This is a genomic window from Prescottella subtropica (assembly GCF_005434945.1).
Lineage (GTDB): Bacteria > Actinomycetota > Actinomycetes > Mycobacteriales > Mycobacteriaceae > Prescottella > Prescottella subtropica.
On record NZ_SKCH01000001.1, the window covers coordinates 187,738 to 206,371 of the forward strand.

Consider the following 18,634-nt stretch of genomic DNA (forward strand, 5'->3'; position numbering starts at 1 on the left):
TCACCGCGTCGCCGCCCGCGCGGCCGGGGACGACGCCAGGTACGCGACCGCCTGCGCCGTCGACCCCTCCTTGCCGGGGTGGTAGTCCCGGCGGAAGTACGTCGACATGCGCTTGCCCAATTCCATTGCGGTGGGCAGGGTTCCGCGACGGCCCGACGCCACGAAGTCGGAGAGATGCGGGCGACGCCGGGACGGTGCCCAGTTCGCCAGTTCCGGGTCGTTGCCCATGAGGAACCGGGTGCCGCGCACCCACAGCCACACGATCATCGGGGTGACGATCAGCTGCGTGCGGATCCGCCGCGACTCCCGCTTGTCGAAGTACCGCATCACGTCGTAGGCGACGCACCGGTGTTCGACCTCCTCGGCGCCGTGCCAGCGCAGCAGGTCCAGCATCGTCGGATGCATACCCGCCCGGTCCAGGCCGTCGGCGTTGAGGACCCAGTCGCCGAGGAACGCGGTGATGTGCTCGACGGCCGCGATGATCGCGAGCCGCTCGATCAGATGGTTCCGGGCCCGCTGCCCGGTGAGCGGCTTGGGGCCGAGCAGTTTCTCGAACGCCCAGTGCATCTGGTCGGTGTACGGCGACGGATCGAGACCGCCCGCCCGCAGATGCTCGAGCACGCCGGTGTGGGCGCCGGCGTGCATGGCCTCCTGCCCGATGAACCCGACGACGTCCGCGCGCAGCTTCTCGTCCTCGATCAGCGGCAGCGCCTCCTTGTAGGTGGCGACGAACCACTCCTCACCGGCGGGCAGCAGCATGTGCAGGACGTTGAACACATGGGTGGTGAAGGGGTCGCCGGGCATCCAGTGCATCGGCAGATCCGACCAGTCGAACTCGACGTTCCGGGCCTGCAACAGGATGTGGTCCGGTTCGAGGGTGTCCGACGCCGACGCGTCCGTGCGTGCCGAGGACGACTCGGAGGTGACTGCCATGACTGCTCCCGGCTACTTCGCCCGGGCCACCGTCCGCCGCACCGCGACGGCTGCAGTGACCTGGTTCACTCGACATGGGAGCCGTAAATGTAACACGCGGTAATAGGTATATCCAGGGTCGTTCCCGGGTCAGCCGTACGTGTCCCGCGGACCGCGGCCCGGGATGTGCCGGTCGCCCTTGCGCCAGCTCGGCGCGGCGGGGCCGGTGATCCGCAACGACGTCACCACCCCACCCCCGACCGCGGCCGCGATCTTCGCGAGGATCTGCGACTGCATCATCCGCAACTGCGTCGCCCACGCCGTCGACTCCGCCGACACGCTCAGCACCCGGTCCCGCAGACCCGTCGGCGTGGCGTGCGCGGCGATGTCCGGGCCGACGACGTCCGCCCACCGGCCGAGCACGGCGCCCTCGGACACCTGCGCCGACCAGCCCCGCTGCTTCGAGACGGACCCCATCAGCGCACCGAACGGCTGCGGGTCGCGCTCGTCCGGGCCGGCCCCGGACCAGGACCGGCGCCGGGACCGCAGCGCCCGGATCCCGCCCCGCGGCGACGACCGCCCCTGGCCCACCGATTTCCCCTTCGCCTTGGCCGCGGCCCGCGCCTCCTCGAGGGCTCGGCGCGCCAGGTCGACGCCCTTGAGTTCCGGCTGTTCGGGCCGGTCCGGCTCGGATCCGGTCATCGCTCGCCTCCCACCGTCACATCCGCACCCGCCGGGGTGATCTGCGAGATCCGCCCCCGCTCGGTGTCGTGGGCCGCCACCGACAGCCGGGTGGCGGACAATTCGTCGGGCACGTCCTCGGGCACAGCCGCGGTGATGAGCACCTGCTCGGCGGATGCGGCGACCCCGGCGAGCGCGGTGCGCCGCTTGCGGTCCAGTTCCGCGAACACGTCGTCGAGCATCAGGACCGGGTCGCTGCCGTCGGCACGCAGGAGGAAGAAGGCGCCGAGCCGCATCGACAGTGCATACGACCACGATTCACCATGGCTGGCAAAACCTTTCGCCGGCTGGTCACCGAGATACAGCTCGAGGTCGTCGCGGTGCGGTCCCACCAGGCACACGCCGCGCTCGATCTCCCGCTGCCGCATCACCGACAGTTCGTGCAGGAAGCTCGCTTCCAGCAACTCGACGTCGTCCTCGTCGGGTTCCCTTGCCTGGTCGAGGAATTCGTCGGGGAGGGATGATCCGAGACTGCTCCGGTACCGCACCGATGCCGGCCGCGACTCCGGCGCCAGCGACCGGTACGAGGCCACCAGGTGTGGGGCCAGATCGTGCACCAGCCGCAGGCGCGCGGCCAGCAGCTGCGCACCGTGCACGGCCAGATGCCCGTCCCAGACATCCAGTGTGGCAAGAGCACTCGCGCCGTCCGACGACCGGGTACCGCGGCGCAACGCACCGCCCGCCGTCTTGAGTAGCGCCGACCGCTGCCGCAGCACCTTGTCGTAGTCGGCCCGTACCGCCGCCATCCGCGGCCGCCGGGACGTGAGCAGTTCGTCCAGGAACCGGCGCCGCTCCCCCGGATCACCGCGCACCAGCGACAGGTCCTCCGGCGCGAACAACACCGTCTGCAGGATCCCGACGATCTCCCGCGGTCGCCGGGTCGGTGACTGATTGATCCTGGCGCGGTTGGCTTTTCCGTCGTTGATCGCGACATCTATACCGAGCTCGCGACCGCGGTTGACCACCTGCGCCCCCGCGAACGCCGCCGCCGCACCGGCCCGGATCAGCGGCGCATCCGACGACACCCGGTGCGACGACAGCGTCGACAGGTACCCCAGCGCCTCGAGCAGGTTGGTCTTGCCGTGCCCGTTCCGGCCGACGAACACCGTGGTGCCGGGCGTCAGATCCACCGTGACGGCGTCCCACGAACGGAAGTCACGGACCGAGAACGTGCGAACGAACACTACGGACCCGTCTGTCCCGTGCGATGCGCGGTGTCCGATTGTCCGGCCCGCCGGACGGCGTGCCCACCGAACTGGTTGCGCAACGCCGAAACTGCCTGCATGGCAGGGGAATCGGACTGTCGTGAAGCAAATCGCGCGAACAGTGCCGCGGAGATGACCGGCGCCGGAACGGCATGGTCGAGGGCCTCCTGCACCGTCCAGCGGCCCTCCCCCGAGTCCTCGACGTACCCGGTGATCCCGGTGAGACCCGGATCCTCGGCGAGCGCCTTGACCAGCAGGTCGAGCAGCCACGACCGGACCACGGTGCCGTGCGTCCAGGCCTGCAGCACGCCGTGCACATCGGTGATCAGATCTTCCGCCTCGAGCAGTTCGTAGCCCTCCGCGTACGCCTGCATGAGCCCGTACTCGACACCGTTGTGCACCATCTTGGCGTAGTGCCCGGCGCCGACCGGACCGGCGTGGACGAACCCGGCAGCCCGGTCACCGTCCGGTCGCAGCGCGTCGAAGATCGGCATGGCCCGCTGCACATCGGCCGCACCGCCGCCGACCATCAGCCCGTAGCCCTCGTCGCGCCCCCACACGCCGCCGGAGACGCCGCAGTCGAGGTAGCCGATCCCGGAGGCGGCGAGGGCCTCCGCATGACCGCGGTCGTCGCGGTAGCGGGAGTTGCCGCCGTCGATCACCAGATCCCCGGACTCGAGAACCGCGGCCAGCGCGGTGATCGTGTCCCGGGTGATCTCGCCGGCGGGCACCATCACCCACACCGTCCGCGGGGCCGTCAGTGCCGACGCCAGTTCGGCGAGCGAGGCGACGTCGGTGACCTCCGGTCGCGGATCGAAGCCGACGACGTCGTGGCCGCGTTCCCGCAGCCGGTCACGCATGTGGAAACCCATCCTGCCGAGTCCGACCAGTCCGAGTTGCATCGTGAGATGTCCCTCCACTCGTGCCGATTCGCGCTGGGCTCCATCTTCCGCCGGTTGCGAGCCGGTGTCGATCAGCCGGGCAGACGCACCGGCATCAGTAGGTAGGTGTAGTCGCTGTCGGGGGCCGCGAAGGCACCCGATTCGCCGCGCTCGGGCTCGTCCTCGCCGGCCGGACGCAGCACGGCCGGGCGGCTGGGGGTGGTGAACCCGAACGACACCCGGTCCGAGTGCAGCGACGACAGTCCGTCGATGAGATAGCCCGGGTTGAACGCGATGGTCAGCGGCTCCCCCAGGAAGTCCGCCGGGAGGGCTTCCTCTGCGCGTCCGGCGTCGTCCCCGCCCGCGGACAGCAGCAGTCCGTCCTCGTCGAACTCGAGACGCACCTGGGCGCCACGCTCGGCGACCAGCGCGACACGCTTGATGGCCTCGATCAGCGGGGCCACCTCGACCGTCGCCATCGCGGTGTGCTCGGCCGGCAGCAGCTGCCGGAACTTGGGGAACTCGGCGTCGAGCAGTCGGGTGGTGGTGCGGCGGCCGTCGGCGACGATGCCGAGCATGCCGTCGGTGCCGACCGAGGCGCCGGAGCCGAGCGCGAGCTCGACCGGCGAAAGGGTGTTGCCGCCCAACGTCTTCGCCGACTCGGACAGGGTCTTCGCGGGAACCAGGACGGCCGCGGACGTCTCACCGGCGAGCGGCATCCACTCGAGCTTGCGGACCGCGAGACGGAACCGGTCCGTCGCCGCGAGAACCACGTCGGTGCCCTCGATCTCGACCCGGATACCGGTGAGCATCGGCAGGGTGTCGTCCTTGCCGGCGGCGACGGCGACCTGACCGACCGCCTCGGAGAACAGGTCGACGGGCACCGAACCGGTCCGCTGCGGCAGCGTCGGCAGCTGCGGGTAGTCCTCGACCGGCATCGTCGGCAGGGAGAACTTGGCGCTGCCGCACGTGATCAGCACGCGGGTGCCGTCGAGGGTGACGTCGACGGGCTTGTTGGGCAGCGCACGGGTGATGTCGGCGAGCAGCTTGCCGGACACGAGCACCTGGCCGGTCGTGGTGACCTCGGCGGAGACCCGCACCTGTGCGGACACCTCGTAGTCGAACCCCGAGACGGTCAGCCCCTGCTCGTCGGCGCCGAGCAGCACACCGCCGAGGACGGGAACCGGCGGCCGGGACGGCAGGCTGCGCGCGACCCATGCGACCGAGTCGGCGAAGTCCTCCCGAGCAACGCGAAACTTCATACTTCCAAGCTCCATCGCTCGGGCAATCCTCTCGGTAGACGTCTCGATCGGCGGCGGCCGCGTACGAAGGCTGCACGGGCTGCGTCAGAAGTCTGACACAGCGGCAAGGACACCGTATGCGTTGCGTCGCGAGTTGGAAAGCGAGCGCCGGCCTCTCGAGGACGCTCGAGACGGCCTGTGAACAGCGCGCTCACAGCGAGTTGTTCACAGCCCCTATTTCAAAAGATCTTCTCTCGAGAAAACTACAATCACAGTAATAGGTCCTGTGGAATCTGTGGATAACACCCCGAAGCCGCTGGTCCACCCACCTCGAGGCCTGGGGACTTCTCGAGGATGAACTCGAGGACAACTCGAGGAGGGTTGTGGATACCTCGAGTTGTCCCGAAGTTGTCCACCGGTTCTCCACAGCCTGTACACCTTATACACACACCTATCCACAGGTGTGAATTCTTTCGGATTCGTGTCTTGAGTCACTGCCGGAACGCTGCCGGAACGCTGCCGGAACGACGATGCCCGCACGGGTTTCCGTGCGGGCATCGGTGATCACAGGACGGCTTCCTGGCGGCGCGTCACGCACGCGATCGGATCAGTTCTTGGAGCGCTGCTTGATCCGGGCCGTCAACTCCTGCACCTGGTCGTACACCTTCCGGCGTTCGGTCATCTCCTTGCGGATCTTCTTGTCCGCGTACATGACCGTGGTGTGGTCGCGGCCGAACGTCTGCCCGATCTTGGGCAGGGACAGGTCGGTGAGCTCGCGGCACAGGTACATCGCGATCTGCCGGGCCTGCGCCAGCGGGCGGGCCTTACCGGGGCCGCACAGGTCGTCGATGGAGGTGTTGAAGTACTCGGCCGTCACCGCCATGATCGTCGCCGCGTTGATCTCGAGAGCCGCCGAGTCGGGCATCAGGTCACGCAGCACCACCTCGGCGAGCTTGAGGTCGAGCGCCTGCCTGTTCAGCGACGCGAACGCCGTCACCCGGATGAGCGCACCCTCGAGTTCACGGATGTTGCGTTCGATGCGGCTGGCGATCAACTCGAGGACGTCGTGCGGGACGTCCAGGCGGTCCATCCTCGCCTTCTTCGACAGGATCGCGATCCGGGTCTCGAGTTCGGGCGGCTGGACGTCGGTGATCAGTCCCCACTCGAAGCGGGTACGGAGACGTTCCTCGAGGGTTGCGAGCTGCTTCGGGGGCCGATCGGAGGACACCACGATCTGCTTGTTCGCGTTGTGCAGCGTGTTGAAGGTGTGGAAGAACTCCTCCTGGATACCTTCCTTGCCCTCGATGAACTGGATGTCGTCGACGAGCAGGATGTCGGTCTCGCGGTAGCGGCGCTTGAACGCCACCTTCCGGTCGTCCCGCAGGCTGTTGATGAAGTCGTTCGTGAATTCCTCGGTGGAGACGTACTTCACCCGCAGCCCCGGGAACAGCCGCTGCGCGTAGTGGCCGGCGGCGTGCAGCAGATGCGTCTTGCCCAGCCCGGACGCCCCCCAGATGAACAGGGGGTTGTAGGCCCGGGCGGGGGCCTCTGCGATCGCGACGGCGGCCGCGTGGGCGAACCGGTTGGACGCACCGATGACGAACGTGTCGAACGTGTACTTCGCGTTCAGACTGGTGCCACTCGAGGAACCACTCGAGGACCCGGCCGGCGGCTTCGTGAAGTACGAGGGCCACGACTCGTGCACGCTGGCCAGCGCGTCCCGATCGTCGTCGACCTCCTCGGTTTCGGGGGTGTCGGCGGTGTCGGTGGCCGGCTCGCCGGCGGCGCGTACCCGCTGACGCCGGCGCAGGGAGCCGTCGCCTTCGAAGCTGTCGCCCCGCACCGGTGTCGGGGCGGGCGCCTTCGTGGGCTCCCCCAGAGTCAGCTGCAACTCCGGCTCGGCGACGTCCTCGGGGGCGGCGATGCGGACTCCGATCCCCTCGACCGGTTGTCCGAGATGGCGGTTGAGTGCCCGCAGGATCGGTTCGCGCAGGTCGCGTTCGATCGCCTCCTGCGCGAGCGGCGACGGCACCGACAGCAGGGCGAAACCCTGCGCGTACGTCAACGGCCTGACCAGCGCCAACCATGCCCGCTGCGCTTTGGTCAGCCGGGTGTCGGTGGTGTCGGAGGTCAGCTCTGTAACGACGTCGCGCCAGACATCCGCCAAGGCGTTCGGATCGTCGTTCACTGTCTGTCCTCCTGGGCCCGCCGACCGGCTTCCTGCGTGTGCTCGAATGGGGAACGCAGCCGCGTCCGCGGCCCCGTGATCGGGCACCGAATATGCCACCCGATCTGTGTTTCCACATAATTATCCACAGATGTGGACAACCTCGGAGTATGGGGTTCCGGCCGCGTCGCGGCGGCCGCGCGTTGTGCACAGACGAGTAGGCGAGGCAAGGACCGTCGGCGGTCTCGGCGTGTCTCGCCCGGCCCCGGTTTGACCTCTCCCGGGCCTGTCAGTACCCTCGAACGGTCACCCGATGGTGGAGGATGTGTGCTGGCCGGAGGTCTATACCCCCGTGTCATCGCCGCTGCATCATCGCCCTCGTACCGTCGGGTCGTCATCGAGTTTTCTGTTTCACCTGTATGTCGACGCCGACCGGCGTCACCGAATTTCGAGGAGTGTTGACCGTGGCCAAGGGCAAGCGGACGTTCCAGCCGAACAATCGCCGCCGCGCGCGCGTTCACGGCTTCCGTCTCCGTATGCGGACCCGTGCGGGCCGTGCAATCGTTACGGCGCGTCGCCGCAAGGGCCGCGCTTCGCTCACCGCCTGATTCCGACCCGGACTTCGGGAGCTCGGGGTGCTACCTGAGCCGTATCGCCTGCGTCGACGATCGGACTTCTCCGTCACGGTCCGTCGTGGGCGTCGAATGGGTCGGCGGGATCTCGTCGTCCACGCCTTCGGGCGTGAGACACGGGAGTCGCTGGTGAGTGTGGACGGGCCCCGTTTCGGGCTCGTCGTGAGTAAGGCTGTCGGGCCGGCGGTGATTCGACATCGAGTCGCTCGCCGGTTTCGTCATATCTGTGCCGGGTTGGTGGACGTCGTTCCCGCCGACACCGACGTGGTGATCCGCGCATTGCCGGGTGCGGCGGCGGCGAGTTCCCGGGAACTCGACAAGCAGTTGCGATCCGTACTGCGCAAGCTGGATCTGCTCGCTGGCGAAGGCGACCCGGTATGAGTATCGAACACGACGTGGCGCGGACCGATCCCGGTCCGCGCTCGTCGTCGTTCGTGGCCACCTCGCGGACCGTGCTGCGGATGCTGCGATCCCTCCCCGCGCGCGTCCTGATCTTCCTGATCGAGCTGTACCGCACCTATGTGTCGCCGCTGCGGATGCCGACCTGCCGGTTCGCTCCGACGTGCAGTGAGTACGCGGTCGAGGCCCTGCGCACCCGCGGGGTCGTCGTCGGTTCGGCACTGACCGTGGTGCGGTTGGTCAAGTGCGCGCCCTGGCACCCTGGAGGATGGGATCCGGTCCCCGAACGGCGGGACCGGCACCTCCACCACGGGAGCCGGGGCTGACGCGCACCGCTCGCCCGGAACTTGCCAACACCACCGCGGTGGTGAACATGGACGAACAGAGGAGTACTCAGAGCCGTGCTCGACTTCATTTACTATCCGGTGTCCTGGATCCTGTGGGTCTGGCACAAGGTGTTCGGCGCAGTGCTGGGGCCGGACAACGGCTTCGCCTGGGCGCTGGCCGTCATGTTCCTGGTGTTCACGCTGCGTGCCATCCTCTACAAGCCGTTCGTCAAGCAGGTCCGCACGACACGGCAGATGCAGGAACTGCAGCCGCAGATCAAGGCACTGCAGAAGAAGTACTCCAAGGACCGCCAGCGCATGGCGCTGGAGATGCAGAAGCTGCAGAAGGAACACGGCTTCAACCCGCTGATGGGCTGCCTGCCGGTGCTGCTGCAGGCGCCGGTGTTCATCGGCCTGTTCCACGTCCTGCGTTCGTTCAACCGCACCGGCACCGGCATGGGGCAGTTGGGTCTGACCGCGGAGCAGAACGCCTCGATCGGTAACTACGCGTTCAGCCCGGACGACGTCCAGTCGTTCCTGAGTGCCCGACTGTTCGGTGCCCCGATCTCCGCGGCGATCACCTCGCCGTCGAGTGTGCTGGAGTCCTTCGCACCGTTCGGTGGTGTCCCGTCGCCGCTGAACATCGCGCTCGTCGCGATCCCGCTGATGCTCGTCGCCTCCATCGCGACCCACTTCAACTCGCGTGCCTCGGTCGCCCGGCAGAGTACCGCCGCGGCCGCGAACCCGCAGTCCGCGATCATGAACAAGCTCGCGCTGTGGGTGTTCCCGCTCGGTGTGCTCGTCGGTGGCCCGTTCCTGATGATCGCCATCCTGCTGTACTGGGTGGCGAACAACATCTGGACCTACGCGCAGCAGCACCTCGTCTTCCGTCGCATCGACGCCGAAGAGGCCGAGAAGCAGCAGGCCGCGCTCGAGCGCCGCTCGGACAGCGCCCCCAAGCCGGGTGCGCGTCCCAAGCTCGACAAGAAGAAGGGCGCCGCGCAGACCGCCTCCGACGCCACGTCGGAGTCCGCCCTGGACGAGTCCACCGCCTCCGATGCCGACGGCACCGCGTCCGACGATGGCACGTCGACCCGGTCGTCGAAGCCGAAACCGCGGCCGGCCGCCAACCGCCCCAAGAGCAACAAGCGCAAGCGGCGCTGACCTCGAGAAGAGAGAACGACGATGACCAGTGAGCAGGACATCGCCCGGGAGGGCGCGGGCGGGGAGAACGGGGAGAGCACGGACGTGACACTCGGGACACAGGCCGAAGACAGTGCTGCTGCCGTCGACACCGTCGACGGCGACATCGACGGCGAGGACGAACTGGTCGAGGAGGGCGAGATCGCCGGCGACTACCTCGAACAGCTGCTCGACGTCCTCGACTTCGACGGCGACATCGACCTCGACGTGGAGGGCGACCGCGCGGTCGTGAGCATCGACGGCGGCGACGACCTGTCGAAGCTCGTCGGACGCAAGGGTGAGGTGCTCGACGCCCTGCAGGAGCTGACGCGTCTCGCGGTCCAGCAGTCCACCGGGGTGCGCAGCCGCCTGATGCTCGACGTCGCCGGCTGGCGTGCCGGTCGCCGAGCCGAGCTCAGTGCTCTCGGCAAGGCCGCCGCGGAGCGGGTCCTCGCCTCGAGTGAGCGTGAGTCTCTGACGCCGATGACGCCGTTCGAACGCAAGATCGTGCACGACGCCGTCGCGCAGGTGGCCGGGGTGTCGAGCGAGAGCGAGGGTGCCGAGCCGAACCGGTGCGTCGTCGTGATCAAAGACTGATCACTCCGATCCGTAGGCCGCGGCCCCAGTCGAATCGACTGGGGCCGCGGCCTTTCCTTGTGGCGACGCAGCGGGTCGGTGAGGATGTTTCACGTGGAACTCGTCGATGAGCAGTGGGATGTCGCAGGGTCGGTGGCGTGGGTGTTCGGTGAGCGGGCCGGGCTGGCCGAGTCCTATCACGGGCTGTTGGCGTCGGACGGGGTCGTCCGAGGGTTGATCGGGCCGCGGGAGGTGCCGCGGCTGTGGGTGCGGCACGTACTCAACTGTGCAGTGCTGGGGGAACTGGTGGGGGCCGGTGAGTCCGTGGTGGACGTGGGGTCGGGTGCCGGCCTGCCGGGCATCCCGCTGGCGATCACGCGACCCGACGTGCGGGTGACCCTGGTGGAGCCGCTGCTGCGGCGCTCGGTGTTCCTGCAGGAGGCGGTCGACTCCCTCGGGCTGGACAACGTCACCGTGGTGCGGGGCCGGGCCGAGGACTCGGGGGTGGTCAAGGAGGCCGGTGGCGCCGACGTGGTGACGTCGCGGGCGGTGGCGCCGCTCGAGAAACTCGCCCGGTGGTCGCTGCCGTTGATGCGGGTCGGTGGCAGGATGCTCGCCCTGAAGGGTGAGAGCGCCGCCGAGGAGATCGACCGGGACCGCGGCGTCCTCACCCGGCTGGGCGCGGGGAAACTCGAGGTACTCGAGTGTGGTGCCGACGTGCTGCCGGCGGCGACGATCGTGGTCCGCGCCGAACGCGTCGCCCGGCACCGGCACCGCGGTCACCGGAACTGACGGCCACTCCCCCGCCCGACGGCCGCGGCGCTCAGGGTTCGGCAGGCAGCAAGCGCTTGGCCAGATACAGCGCGTTCAGAGTGCGGGGAATGCCCGCATACGGAGTGATGTGGGTGAGCGCCGCGACGATCTCCGTGGGAGTGGCACCGGCCCGCACCGTGGCCGGGAGGTGCGCCTCCAGTTGCGCCTCGCATCCCCCGATCGCGGCGAGGACCGCCACGGTCACCAACTGCCGGGTACGCAGATCCAGTTCGGGGCGGGCGATGATCTCACCGAACGCGTACTCGACGACGGTGTGCCCGAACCGTTCGTCCACCGGCGCCACCGAGGCGACGACCGCGTCGGGGTCGAGGCCGATGCTGCGCATGACGTCGCCGCCGCGGAGTTCCCGCTCGCTCGGCACCGGATGTTCGGGGCAGCTCATGCCGAGACTCCTTCGCGGGTCGGGCGGGTGTCGGGCAGGGTCGCGGCCGGGTAGCGCGCGCCCCGGACGGCGTCGGGACGGAATGCCGCGTCCAGTACCGCGAGATGTTCCGCGGGCAGCGCGATCGAGGCGGCCGCGAGGTTCTGGGCCAGGTAGTCGAGCCGTTTGGTGCCGGGGATGGGAATCACGTCCTCCCCCTGGGCGAGGACCCAGGCCAACGCGATCTGGCCGGCGGTGGCGCAGTGTGCCGCGGCCACCGCCCGCACCGACGCGAGCAGGGGGAGGTTGGTGTCGAGGTTGCCGTCGACGAAGCGGGGCATCACCCGGCGGATGTCGTCGTCGGTGAGCGCGTCGAGTGCCGCGATCTCCCCGGTGAGCATGCCGCGGCCGAGCGGCGAGTAGGCCACCAGGGTGGTGCCGAGTTCCCGGGCGGTGGCGAGGACCCCGTCGGTGACCACGTCGCGGGTCCACAGCGAGAATTCGCTCTGCAGCGCGGTGATCGGGTGCACGGCGTGGGCGCGACGCAGGATCGGCGCACTGACCTCCGACACCCCGAGATACCGGACCTTGCCCGCCCGGACCAGATCGGCCATCGCACCGACGGTGTCCTCGATCGGTGTGTGCTCGTCGAGACGGTGCAGGTAGTACAGGTCGATCGTGTCGACACCGAGCCGGCGCAGGCTGGCGTCGCACGCCCGACGGGTGTAGTCCGGCCCGGCGTCGTGCCAGCGGCGGGCGCCGTCCCGGCGGATACCGAACTTGGTCGCCACGAACGCCTGATCGCGACGGCCTCGCAGCGCCCGCCCGACCAACTCCTCGTTGTGGCCGTCGCCGTACATGTCCGCGGTGTCGAGGACGTGCACGCCGTTGTCGAGGGCGGCGCGGACGACCCGGACGGACCGGGTGTCGTCGGCGGGGCCGTAGAACTCGCTCATGCCCATGCAGCCCAACCCCAGGGGGCCGACCCGGTCGCCGAGCATCCGGGATCCGGGGCTGTGTCGATCGGGTGTGGCGGACGCTGCTGTCGTCGTCATGTCGCTCCTCGTGGGGTGGCGTCGGATGGGGACGAGATCGAGCATCGCCGGTGATCCGCGGGGCAACCAGGGCGCACCGCACCGGGGGTGCAGTGATCCTGGGTGTCGTGCACCCCGGCAGCATGGTTGCCGGGGTCGCGCCGGCGCTGACACCATGACGGTATGGCGCAGTCGGAGATCAGCACGTTCCTGCGGTCGAGGCGGGCCCGGGTGCAGCCCGCGGACCTCGGTCTACCGGCCGGGACCGGTGCGCGTCGCACTCCCGGACTGCGCCGCGAGGAGGTCGCCGCGGTCGCCGGTGTCAGCGTCGACTACTACACCCGGCTCGAGCAGGGTCGGGAACGCAACCCGAGCGAGGCCGTACTCGCGGCGCTGGCCCGGACCCTGCTCCTCGACTCCGGGGAACGCGAACACCTCTTCCGGATCGCCGCACACACCGGGAACCATGCACGCGCGCAGAAGGATTCGCTGCCCTCGTGCGGGGTCCGCCCCGCGATCCGCCAGCTGCTCGGCACCCTCGGCTCGTCCCCCGCCTACGTACTCTCGCGGACCAACGACGTGCTCGCGTCGAATCCGGCCGGGACCGCCCTGCTGGCGGGGCTCGACCAGTGGCCCGCCGAACGACGCAACACCATCCGCTACATCTTTCTCCACCCTACGGCCAGAACACTTTTCGCGGACTGGAACGCGATCGCGGACGGTGCGGTCGCGCATCTGCGGGCGATGGCCGGGATCGCCCCGGACGATCGTGACCTGTCCGACCTCATTCACGAATTATGCATCAAGAGTGAGGAATTCCCCCGTATCTGGGGTCGGCACGACGTCCGACGCCTGTCCACCGGTCGCAAACTGTTCGACCACCCGAAGGTGGGGCGCATGGACCTGACCTACGAGGTCCTCGACGTCTCCGACGCGCAGCAGCGCCTGGTCGTGTACCAGGCGGAACCCGGCACCCCGGACGACGACGCGATGCGGCTGCTGGGCATGCTCGCCGAGTCGGCCGGTCAGCCCCCGGCGAACGGCAGGACAGGTGTGCGCGGTGCCGGCCGCTGATGCCCCGGATCGAGAGCGTCGAGGACGTGCCCGGCCGCTGGACCCGGTGAGAACCGGGGCGCGGCGATCGTCGTGGCGACGACACCGACGGCGGACCGCTACCCGCGGGGCCTCCGGTGCTCGAATCCCATTCACGTTCCCCCCCGTCGCACCGGGGAGTTTCGTCACTGTGACGGCTGAGGTCGCCGCAAGGCGATGTTTCACGTGAAACGGTTCACGTGAAACGGGGAGCCGCCGAGTCCGGGACCCTCCTCCCCTCCCCCGGGTGAGCGACACCGGGACGCATCGGTGAGGATGTTTCACGTGGAACTGGTTGATGAGCAGTGGGATGTCGCCGGATCGGTGGCGCAGGTGTTCGGCGAGCGGGCCGGGCTGGCCGAGTCGTATCGGGAGGCATTGGCGACGGACGGTGTGATCCGGGGGTTGATCGGGCCGCGGGAGGTGCCGCGACTGTGGGTGCGCCACGTCCTCAACTGTGCAGTCCTGGGCGAGTTGGTCGTCGCGGACGAGTCGGTCGTCGACGTCGGATCGGGTGCCGGCCTGCCGGGCATCCCGCTGGCGATCGCGCGACCCGACGTCCGGGTGACCCTGGTGGAGCCGCTGCTGCGGCGCTCGGTGTTCCTGCAGGAGATCGTCGACTCGCTCGGGCTGGACAACGTCACCGTGATCCGGGGCCGCGCCGAGGAGGGCAACGTCGTCAAGGCGGCCGGCAGCGCCGACGTGGTGACGTCGCGGGCGGTGGCGCCACTCGAGAAACTGGCGCGGTGGTCGCTGCCGTTGGTGCGGGTCGGTGGCAGGATGTTGGCGTTGAAGGGGTCGAGTGCGGCCGAGGAGATCGACCGGGATCGCGCGGTCCTCGCCCGACTGGGCGCGGGGAAACTCGCGGTGGTCGAGTGCGGTGCCGCGGTGCTGCCGGCGGCGACGGTGGTGGTTCGCGCCGAACGCGTCGCACAACACGGACGCCGGAAGCGCTGAGTTGCGGGCAATTGTCGGTGCCAGGGTCGACAATTGCGTCATGAGTGGACAACAAGCGAAGGAGCAGTAGATGTCGGCTGGAGCTGAATCCGCCGTTTCACGGGACACGGTTTCACGTGAAACCGCAACCCCACCGGAGTCGACAGACGGCAGTCCTGATCGCGACTTCGCCCACTCCTCCCCCTACGACGGGATCTCCCTCGCGGACACCCCGATCGGGGCGGCCGCGCAGCGGGCCAGCCAGGTGCTGCATCCCGGCTCCGTCGCACTGCCGAAGCCGACGCAGCGACGCGTGTTCACCATCGCGAACCAGAAGGGCGGCGTCGGCAAGACGACGTCGACGGTGAACCTCGCCTCGGCTCTCGCGGTCCAGGGGTTGAGTGTCCTCGTCGTCGACCTGGACCCGCAGGGCAATGCGAGCACCGCGCTCGGAGTCCCGCACACGTCGGGGACCCCGTCGAGCTACGAACTCCTGCTCGGCGAGGTGACCGCGAAGGACGCGATCCAGCAGAGCCCGCACAGCGAGCGACTGCTCTGCATTCCCGCGACCATCGACCTGGCCGGCGCCGAGATCGAACTCGTGTCGATGGTCGCCCGCGAGAACCGGCTCAAGAACGCACTGTCGGAGAAGGCGCTCGCCGACTTCGACATCGACTACGTCCTCATCGACTGCCCGCCCTCGCTCGGGCTGCTCACCGTCAACGCGATGGTCGCCGCGAAGGAGGTGCTGATCCCCATCCAGTGCGAGTACTACGCACTCGAGGGCGTCGGACAGTTGCTGCGCAACATCGAACTCGTGCAGGCCCACCTGAACCCGGACCTGCACGTGTCCACCGTCCTGCTCACGATGTACGACGCCCGGACCAAGCTCGCCGACCAGGTCGCCGAGGAAGTCCGTAACCACTTCGGCGACGTGGTCCTGCGCACCATCATCCCCCGCTCGGTCAAGGTGTCCGAGGCCCCCGGCTACGGGATGACCGTCCTCGACTACGATCCCGGATCGCGGGGCGCGATGAGTTACCTCGACGCCGGCCGGGAACTCGCGGCCCGCGGCATGTCCACCACGACGCAGGAGCGGTAGGGATGACGCAGACACGCAAGGGCGGACTCGGTCGGGGACTCGCAGCGCTGATCCCGACCGGACCGACCGGGGGCGGACCGGGACTCGGCACCGCGGCCGCGGACGTCGTCATCGGCACCGCGGCCCCCGTCCCGGATCTCTTCAGTACCGAGGACCCGGCCGTGGACGTTGCCGTCGTGGCACCGCCGGTGAAGCCGAAAACCGCGCGGAAGACCGCAGTGAAGACGACCGGTAAGGCTGCCGGCAAGGCGGCGACCGCCCCCGCTGACGAGGCACCCTCCCCCACCGGTGCGGTCTACCACGAGATCGCGCCGCACCTGATCGAGCCGAACCCGAAGCAGCCCCGCTCGGTGTTCGACGAGGAAGCACTCGCCGAACTGGTGCACTCGATCCGCGAGTTCGGGCTGATGCAGCCGATCGTGGTCCGCCGGACCGGACCCGAGCAGTATCAGCTCATCATGGGCGAACGCCGGTGGCGGGCCGGCCAACTCGCTGGCCTCGACACGATCCCCGCGATCGTCCGGGAGACCGCCGACGAGTCGATGCTGCGGGATGCGCTCCTCGAGAACATTCACCGGGTCCAGCTCAACCCTCTCGAGGAGGCGGCCGCGTACCAGCAGCTGCTCGAGGAGTTCGCAGTCACCCACGAGGAACTGGCGTCGCGGATCGGACGGTCCCGCCCGGTCGTGACGAACATGATCCGTCTGCTCAAGCTGCCGATCCCGGTGCAGCGCCGGGTGGCGGCCGGGGTGCTGTCGGCGGGGCACGCGCGGGCACTGCTGGCTCTCGAGGCCGGCGCCGACGCGCAGGAGGTGCTGGCGGCCCGGATCGTCGCGGAGGGCATGTCGGTGCGGGCGACCGAGGAGGCCGTCGTGCTGGCGAACCGGGAGGCCCCCTCCCCCGCCCCGGCGGCGAAGCGGAAGCCGATCCAGATGCCGGGGTTGCAGGACGTCGCCGAACGATTGTCGAGTTCGTTCGACACCCGGGTCACGGTGAGCCTCGGTAAGCGCAAGGGCAAGATCGTCGTCGAGTTCGGGTCGGTCGACGATCTCGAGCGGATCGTGAAGATGATGGAGCAGCAGGCCGGGGACTGAGACCGGACGCGTCCACCACGAGCACCCCGTAGCTTCGTCACAGTGACGAAGCTACGGGGTGCTCGTGTATGGGTCGGTATCCGTCGATCCGGGGCCGCGGTGTCCGTGCCCCGGTGCCACCGCGCTGACACCGGACGGATCGCCTATCCTGGAAGGGCAAGTTCCGCGGGTGCGGGTGATTCCCCGAACGGTCCGGAGGCTGGGCATGGAGGCTGGCGTACACGGTGTCGACTAGCGTCACGTCCCTCACTCTCGACGGCCTCGACAAGCTGTCCTCCCACGCGCGCCGCTGCGTCTTCTGGGAGATGGACCCGGCCGCGGTCCGCACCTCCCGCGACTTCTACGATCCCGAATTCGAGAAGGAAGCGTGGCTGTCGATGGTCATGCTCGAATGGGGATCGTGCGGACAGGTGGCGCTCGTCGACGACAAACCCGCCGGCTGCGCCCTGTACGCCCCACCCGGCACCGTGCCGCGGGCCGAACTGTTCCCCACCTCCCCCGTCAGCGCCGACGCAGTCCTGCTGACCACGATGCGACTCGAACCGATCGGCGACGAATACGCCCTCGGCGCGACGCTGATCCAGGCCGCGGTCGGCGACCTGGTCCGCCGCGGTGTCCGCGCGCTCGAGGCGTTCGGAATCCGCGGCGACCGCTCCCCGCACGACATCCCGACCGCCACCGCCGCGCGGGAATGCTCCCCGCAGGAATGCATGATCAGCGCCGACTTCCTCGAGGACGTCGGTTTCGAGGTGATCGCACCGCACCACCGGTTCCCCCGACTGCGCCTCGAACTGGACCGCGACCACCTGTGGAAGGCGGACGTCGAAGCGGCCCTCGAGCGACTCCTCGAGGTTGCGGCCCTGTCGGTGGTCGGCATCGGCGAACGCAGCACCGTGGGGGCCTGCTAGGACGTATCCCGGGACGGGATCCGGTCAGCCGCGACCCACGAGGCGGATGTTCGGCAGGATCGGGGCGGGAATCGTCTCGGACCACTCGTCCGGGAACGCCCCGAATCGGCCCGGTACGGATTCCGTGCGTGCGCGCTGCCAGTCCTCCCGGAACCCCGCGATCTCGTCGTGGCCGCGGCCCACGAAGTTCCACCACATCACGATCTGCTCGCCGAGCGGTTCGCCGCCGATCAGCAGCAGTCGCACCGGATCATCTTCCGCGGCAACGAGATCGACGGATCCGAAACCTGTGGGCAGATACACCAACTGTCCGGGTGCCGCGTCGACACCGGAGACGGTGACCGACCCTGTGTCGACCAGGACCCCGTGCTCGAACGTCGGATCCACCGGTACGTGCAGCGCCTGCCCGGGGCGTAGCGTCAACTCCGCACCCAGCAGCGGCGTGAAGGTCCGCACCGGCGACGTCTGCCCGAACAGGCTGCCGAGGAACACCACCGCCTCGGCACCGTCGACGTCGAGGACCGGCGGCGCATGATGCTCGAAAGACGGTGCGGTGGAACGGTGTTCGTCAGGCAGGGCCACCCACAGCTGGACGCCGTGCAGGAATGCGGTGCCGGGTGTGGAGTACTCGGAGTGCGCGATCCCGGAACCCGCGGTCATCAGGTTCACTTCCCGCGGTCGCACGATCGCGTGCGCACCCGTGGTGTCCCGGTGCTCGATCTCGCCGTCGAACACCCACGACACCGTCTGCAACCCGGTGTGCGGATGCCCGGGAACGGCCATGCCGCCGCCGACCCGGACGTCGTCGGGCCCGTAGTGGTCGAGGAAACACCACGCGCCGATCAGCGTCTGCCCGCGCTGCGGGAGCGTCCGCCGCACGGTCATCGCCCGCGGGCCGCCGAGCGGCACCTCGCGGTAGTCGAGCAGTCGGGGCACACGGCCGTCGCGGTTCCCGCAGACGACCTCGTCGGGGCGGGCGTCGAGGTTGCTCATGACACGACGGTCCTCTCG

At 69.1% G+C, this 18,634-nt stretch carries 20 protein-coding genes; 11 read left to right on the forward strand and 9 right to left on the reverse strand.

Going from position 1 to position 18,634, the window contains the following annotated elements; all coding sequences use genetic code 11:
* From E0497_RS00800 to dnaA, 6 genes are all read right to left on the reverse strand, one after another.
* Positions 1-933, reverse strand: a complete 933-nt coding sequence (locus E0497_RS00800) for a metal-dependent hydrolase (protein ID WP_137722877.1) — start codon at positions 931-933, stop codon at positions 1-3.
* 129 nt (positions 934-1,062) lie between these two features.
* Positions 1,063-1,614: a DUF721 family protein gene (locus E0497_RS00805; protein WP_137722878.1), complete on the reverse strand. Its 552-nt coding sequence runs from the start codon at positions 1,612-1,614 to the stop codon at positions 1,063-1,065.
* A complete protein-coding gene (gene recF, locus E0497_RS00810; RefSeq protein ID WP_137722879.1) occupies positions 1,611-2,837 on the reverse strand; it encodes a DNA replication/repair protein RecF in 1,227 nt (408 codons plus the stop codon). Before recF ends, E0497_RS00805 begins: the two co-directional genes overlap by 4 nt.
* Positions 2,837-3,760, reverse strand: a complete 924-nt coding sequence (gnd, locus tag E0497_RS00815) for a phosphogluconate dehydrogenase (NAD(+)-dependent, decarboxylating) (protein WP_137722880.1) — start codon at positions 3,758-3,760, stop codon at positions 2,837-2,839. The genes recF and gnd overlap by 1 nt, the downstream gene beginning before the upstream one ends.
* Before the next feature lie 71 nt (positions 3,761-3,831).
* Positions 3,832-5,016, reverse strand: a complete 1,185-nt coding sequence (gene dnaN / locus E0497_RS00820; protein WP_137722881.1) for a DNA polymerase III subunit beta — start codon at positions 5,014-5,016, stop codon at positions 3,832-3,834.
* A gap of 571 nt (positions 5,017-5,587) precedes the next feature.
* A complete protein-coding gene (gene dnaA / locus E0497_RS00825; protein ID WP_137722882.1) occupies positions 5,588-7,168 on the reverse strand; it encodes a chromosomal replication initiator protein DnaA in 1,581 nt (526 codons plus the stop codon).
* A gap of 443 nt (positions 7,169-7,611) precedes the next feature.
* Between dnaA and rpmH the strand changes: the two genes are divergently transcribed.
* The 6 genes from rpmH to rsmG (E0497_RS00855) all read left to right on the forward strand — a co-directional run bounded on the left by rpmH (position 7,612) and on the right by rsmG (E0497_RS00855) (position 11,054).
* The gene (gene rpmH / locus E0497_RS00830; RefSeq protein WP_040744549.1) at positions 7,612-7,755 is read left to right on the forward strand and encodes a 50S ribosomal protein L34; all 144 of its coding nucleotides are present in this window, start codon (positions 7,612-7,614) and stop codon (positions 7,753-7,755) included.
* A gap of 27 nt (positions 7,756-7,782) precedes the next feature.
* Entirely contained in the window at positions 7,783-8,160 is a 378-nt protein-coding gene (gene rnpA / locus E0497_RS00835) for a ribonuclease P protein component (RefSeq protein ID WP_137722883.1), read from the forward strand.
* Positions 8,161-8,240: 80 nt separating this feature from the next.
* Positions 8,241-8,504, forward strand: coding sequence for a membrane protein insertion efficiency factor YidD (yidD, locus tag E0497_RS00840; RefSeq protein ID WP_241665663.1), 264 nt, complete (start codon positions 8,241-8,243; stop codon positions 8,502-8,504).
* A gap of 75 nt (positions 8,505-8,579) precedes the next feature.
* Positions 8,580-9,668, forward strand: a complete 1,089-nt coding sequence (gene yidC, locus E0497_RS00845; protein WP_137722885.1) for a membrane protein insertase YidC — start codon at positions 8,580-8,582, stop codon at positions 9,666-9,668.
* Positions 9,669-9,689: 21 nt separating this feature from the next.
* Positions 9,690-10,283, forward strand: a complete 594-nt coding sequence (locus E0497_RS00850; protein ID WP_137722886.1) for a Jag family protein — start codon at positions 9,690-9,692, stop codon at positions 10,281-10,283.
* 84 nt (positions 10,284-10,367) lie between these two features.
* Positions 10,368-11,054, forward strand: coding sequence for a 16S rRNA (guanine(527)-N(7))-methyltransferase RsmG (gene rsmG / locus E0497_RS00855; RefSeq protein ID WP_137722887.1), 687 nt, complete (start codon positions 10,368-10,370; stop codon positions 11,052-11,054).
* Positions 11,055-11,085: 31 nt separating this feature from the next.
* On the opposite strand, the gene E0497_RS00860 is transcribed toward rsmG (E0497_RS00855), so the two are convergent.
* Both E0497_RS00860 and E0497_RS00865 read right to left on the reverse strand, forming a co-directional pair.
* Positions 11,086-11,478, reverse strand: coding sequence for a carboxymuconolactone decarboxylase family protein (locus E0497_RS00860; protein ID WP_137722888.1), 393 nt, complete (start codon positions 11,476-11,478; stop codon positions 11,086-11,088).
* Positions 11,475-12,458: an aldo/keto reductase gene (locus E0497_RS00865; RefSeq protein WP_137723142.1), complete on the reverse strand. Its 984-nt coding sequence runs from the start codon at positions 12,456-12,458 to the stop codon at positions 11,475-11,477. Before E0497_RS00865 ends, E0497_RS00860 begins: the two co-directional genes overlap by 4 nt.
* A gap of 216 nt (positions 12,459-12,674) precedes the next feature.
* On the opposite strand from E0497_RS00865, the gene E0497_RS00870 reads away from it, so the two are divergent.
* From E0497_RS00870 to E0497_RS00890, 5 genes are all read left to right on the forward strand, one after another.
* The gene (locus E0497_RS00870) at positions 12,675-13,565 is read left to right on the forward strand and encodes a helix-turn-helix domain-containing protein (RefSeq protein ID WP_137722889.1); all 891 of its coding nucleotides are present in this window, start codon (positions 12,675-12,677) and stop codon (positions 13,563-13,565) included.
* 294 nt (positions 13,566-13,859) lie between these two features.
* Positions 13,860-14,540, forward strand: coding sequence for a 16S rRNA (guanine(527)-N(7))-methyltransferase RsmG (rsmG, locus tag E0497_RS00875; protein WP_137723143.1), 681 nt, complete (start codon positions 13,860-13,862; stop codon positions 14,538-14,540).
* Positions 14,541-14,610: 70 nt separating this feature from the next.
* Positions 14,611-15,621 carry a ParA family protein gene (locus tag E0497_RS00880; RefSeq protein WP_137722890.1) on the forward strand — a complete coding sequence of 337 codons (1,011 nt, stop codon included), beginning with the start codon at positions 14,611-14,613 and terminating at the stop codon, positions 15,619-15,621.
* A 2-nt stretch (positions 15,622-15,623) separates the two neighbouring features.
* Positions 15,624-16,715 (forward strand): ParB/RepB/Spo0J family partition protein, encoded by a 1,092-nt coding sequence (locus tag E0497_RS00885; RefSeq protein ID WP_137722891.1) that lies wholly within the window; start codon positions 15,624-15,626, stop codon positions 16,713-16,715.
* A 224-nt stretch (positions 16,716-16,939) separates the two neighbouring features.
* Positions 16,940-17,623, forward strand: coding sequence for a GNAT family N-acetyltransferase (locus E0497_RS00890; protein WP_137722892.1), 684 nt, complete (start codon positions 16,940-16,942; stop codon positions 17,621-17,623).
* A gap of 24 nt (positions 17,624-17,647) precedes the next feature.
* Here E0497_RS00890 and E0497_RS00895 read toward each other — a convergent pair whose 3' ends face one another.
* Positions 17,648-18,616, reverse strand: a complete 969-nt coding sequence (locus E0497_RS00895; RefSeq protein ID WP_137722893.1) for a pirin family protein — start codon at positions 18,614-18,616, stop codon at positions 17,648-17,650.
* Positions 18,617-18,634 lie beyond the last annotated feature (18 nt).

Bases quoted from the DNA above. Each gene is read 5' to 3' on its own strand.
- E0497_RS00800 (WP_137722877.1), bottom strand. From the start codon at position 933: ATGGCAGTCACCTCCGAGTCGTCCTCGGCACGCACGGACGCGTCGGCG.
- E0497_RS00805 (WP_137722878.1), bottom strand. From the start codon at position 1,614: ATGACCGGATCCGAGCCGGACCGGCCCGAACAGCCGGAACTCAAGGGC.
- gnd (WP_137722880.1), bottom strand. From the start codon at position 3,760: ATGCAACTCGGACTGGTCGGACTCGGCAGGATGGGTTTCCACATGCGT.
- dnaN (WP_137722881.1), bottom strand. From the start codon at position 5,016: ATGGAGCTTGGAAGTATGAAGTTTCGCGTTGCTCGGGAGGACTTCGCC.
- yidD (WP_241665663.1), top strand. From the start codon at position 8,241: ATGCTGCGATCCCTCCCCGCGCGCGTCCTGATCTTCCTGATCGAGCTG.
- E0497_RS00850 (WP_137722886.1), top strand. From the start codon at position 9,690: ATGACCAGTGAGCAGGACATCGCCCGGGAGGGCGCGGGCGGGGAGAAC.
- rsmG (WP_137722887.1), top strand. From the start codon at position 10,368: ATGTTTCACGTGGAACTCGTCGATGAGCAGTGGGATGTCGCAGGGTCG.
- E0497_RS00860 (WP_137722888.1), bottom strand. From the start codon at position 11,478: ATGAGCTGCCCCGAACATCCGGTGCCGAGCGAGCGGGAACTCCGCGGC.
- E0497_RS00865 (WP_137723142.1), bottom strand. From the start codon at position 12,458: ATGCTCGGCGACCGGGTCGGCCCCCTGGGGTTGGGCTGCATGGGCATG.
- E0497_RS00870 (WP_137722889.1), top strand. From the start codon at position 12,675: ATGGCGCAGTCGGAGATCAGCACGTTCCTGCGGTCGAGGCGGGCCCGG.
- rsmG (WP_137723143.1), top strand. From the start codon at position 13,860: ATGTTTCACGTGGAACTGGTTGATGAGCAGTGGGATGTCGCCGGATCG.
- E0497_RS00880 (WP_137722890.1), top strand. From the start codon at position 14,611: ATGTCGGCTGGAGCTGAATCCGCCGTTTCACGGGACACGGTTTCACGT.
- E0497_RS00885 (WP_137722891.1), top strand. From the start codon at position 15,624: ATGACGCAGACACGCAAGGGCGGACTCGGTCGGGGACTCGCAGCGCTG.
- E0497_RS00895 (WP_137722893.1), bottom strand. From the start codon at position 18,616: ATGAGCAACCTCGACGCCCGCCCCGACGAGGTCGTCTGCGGGAACCGC.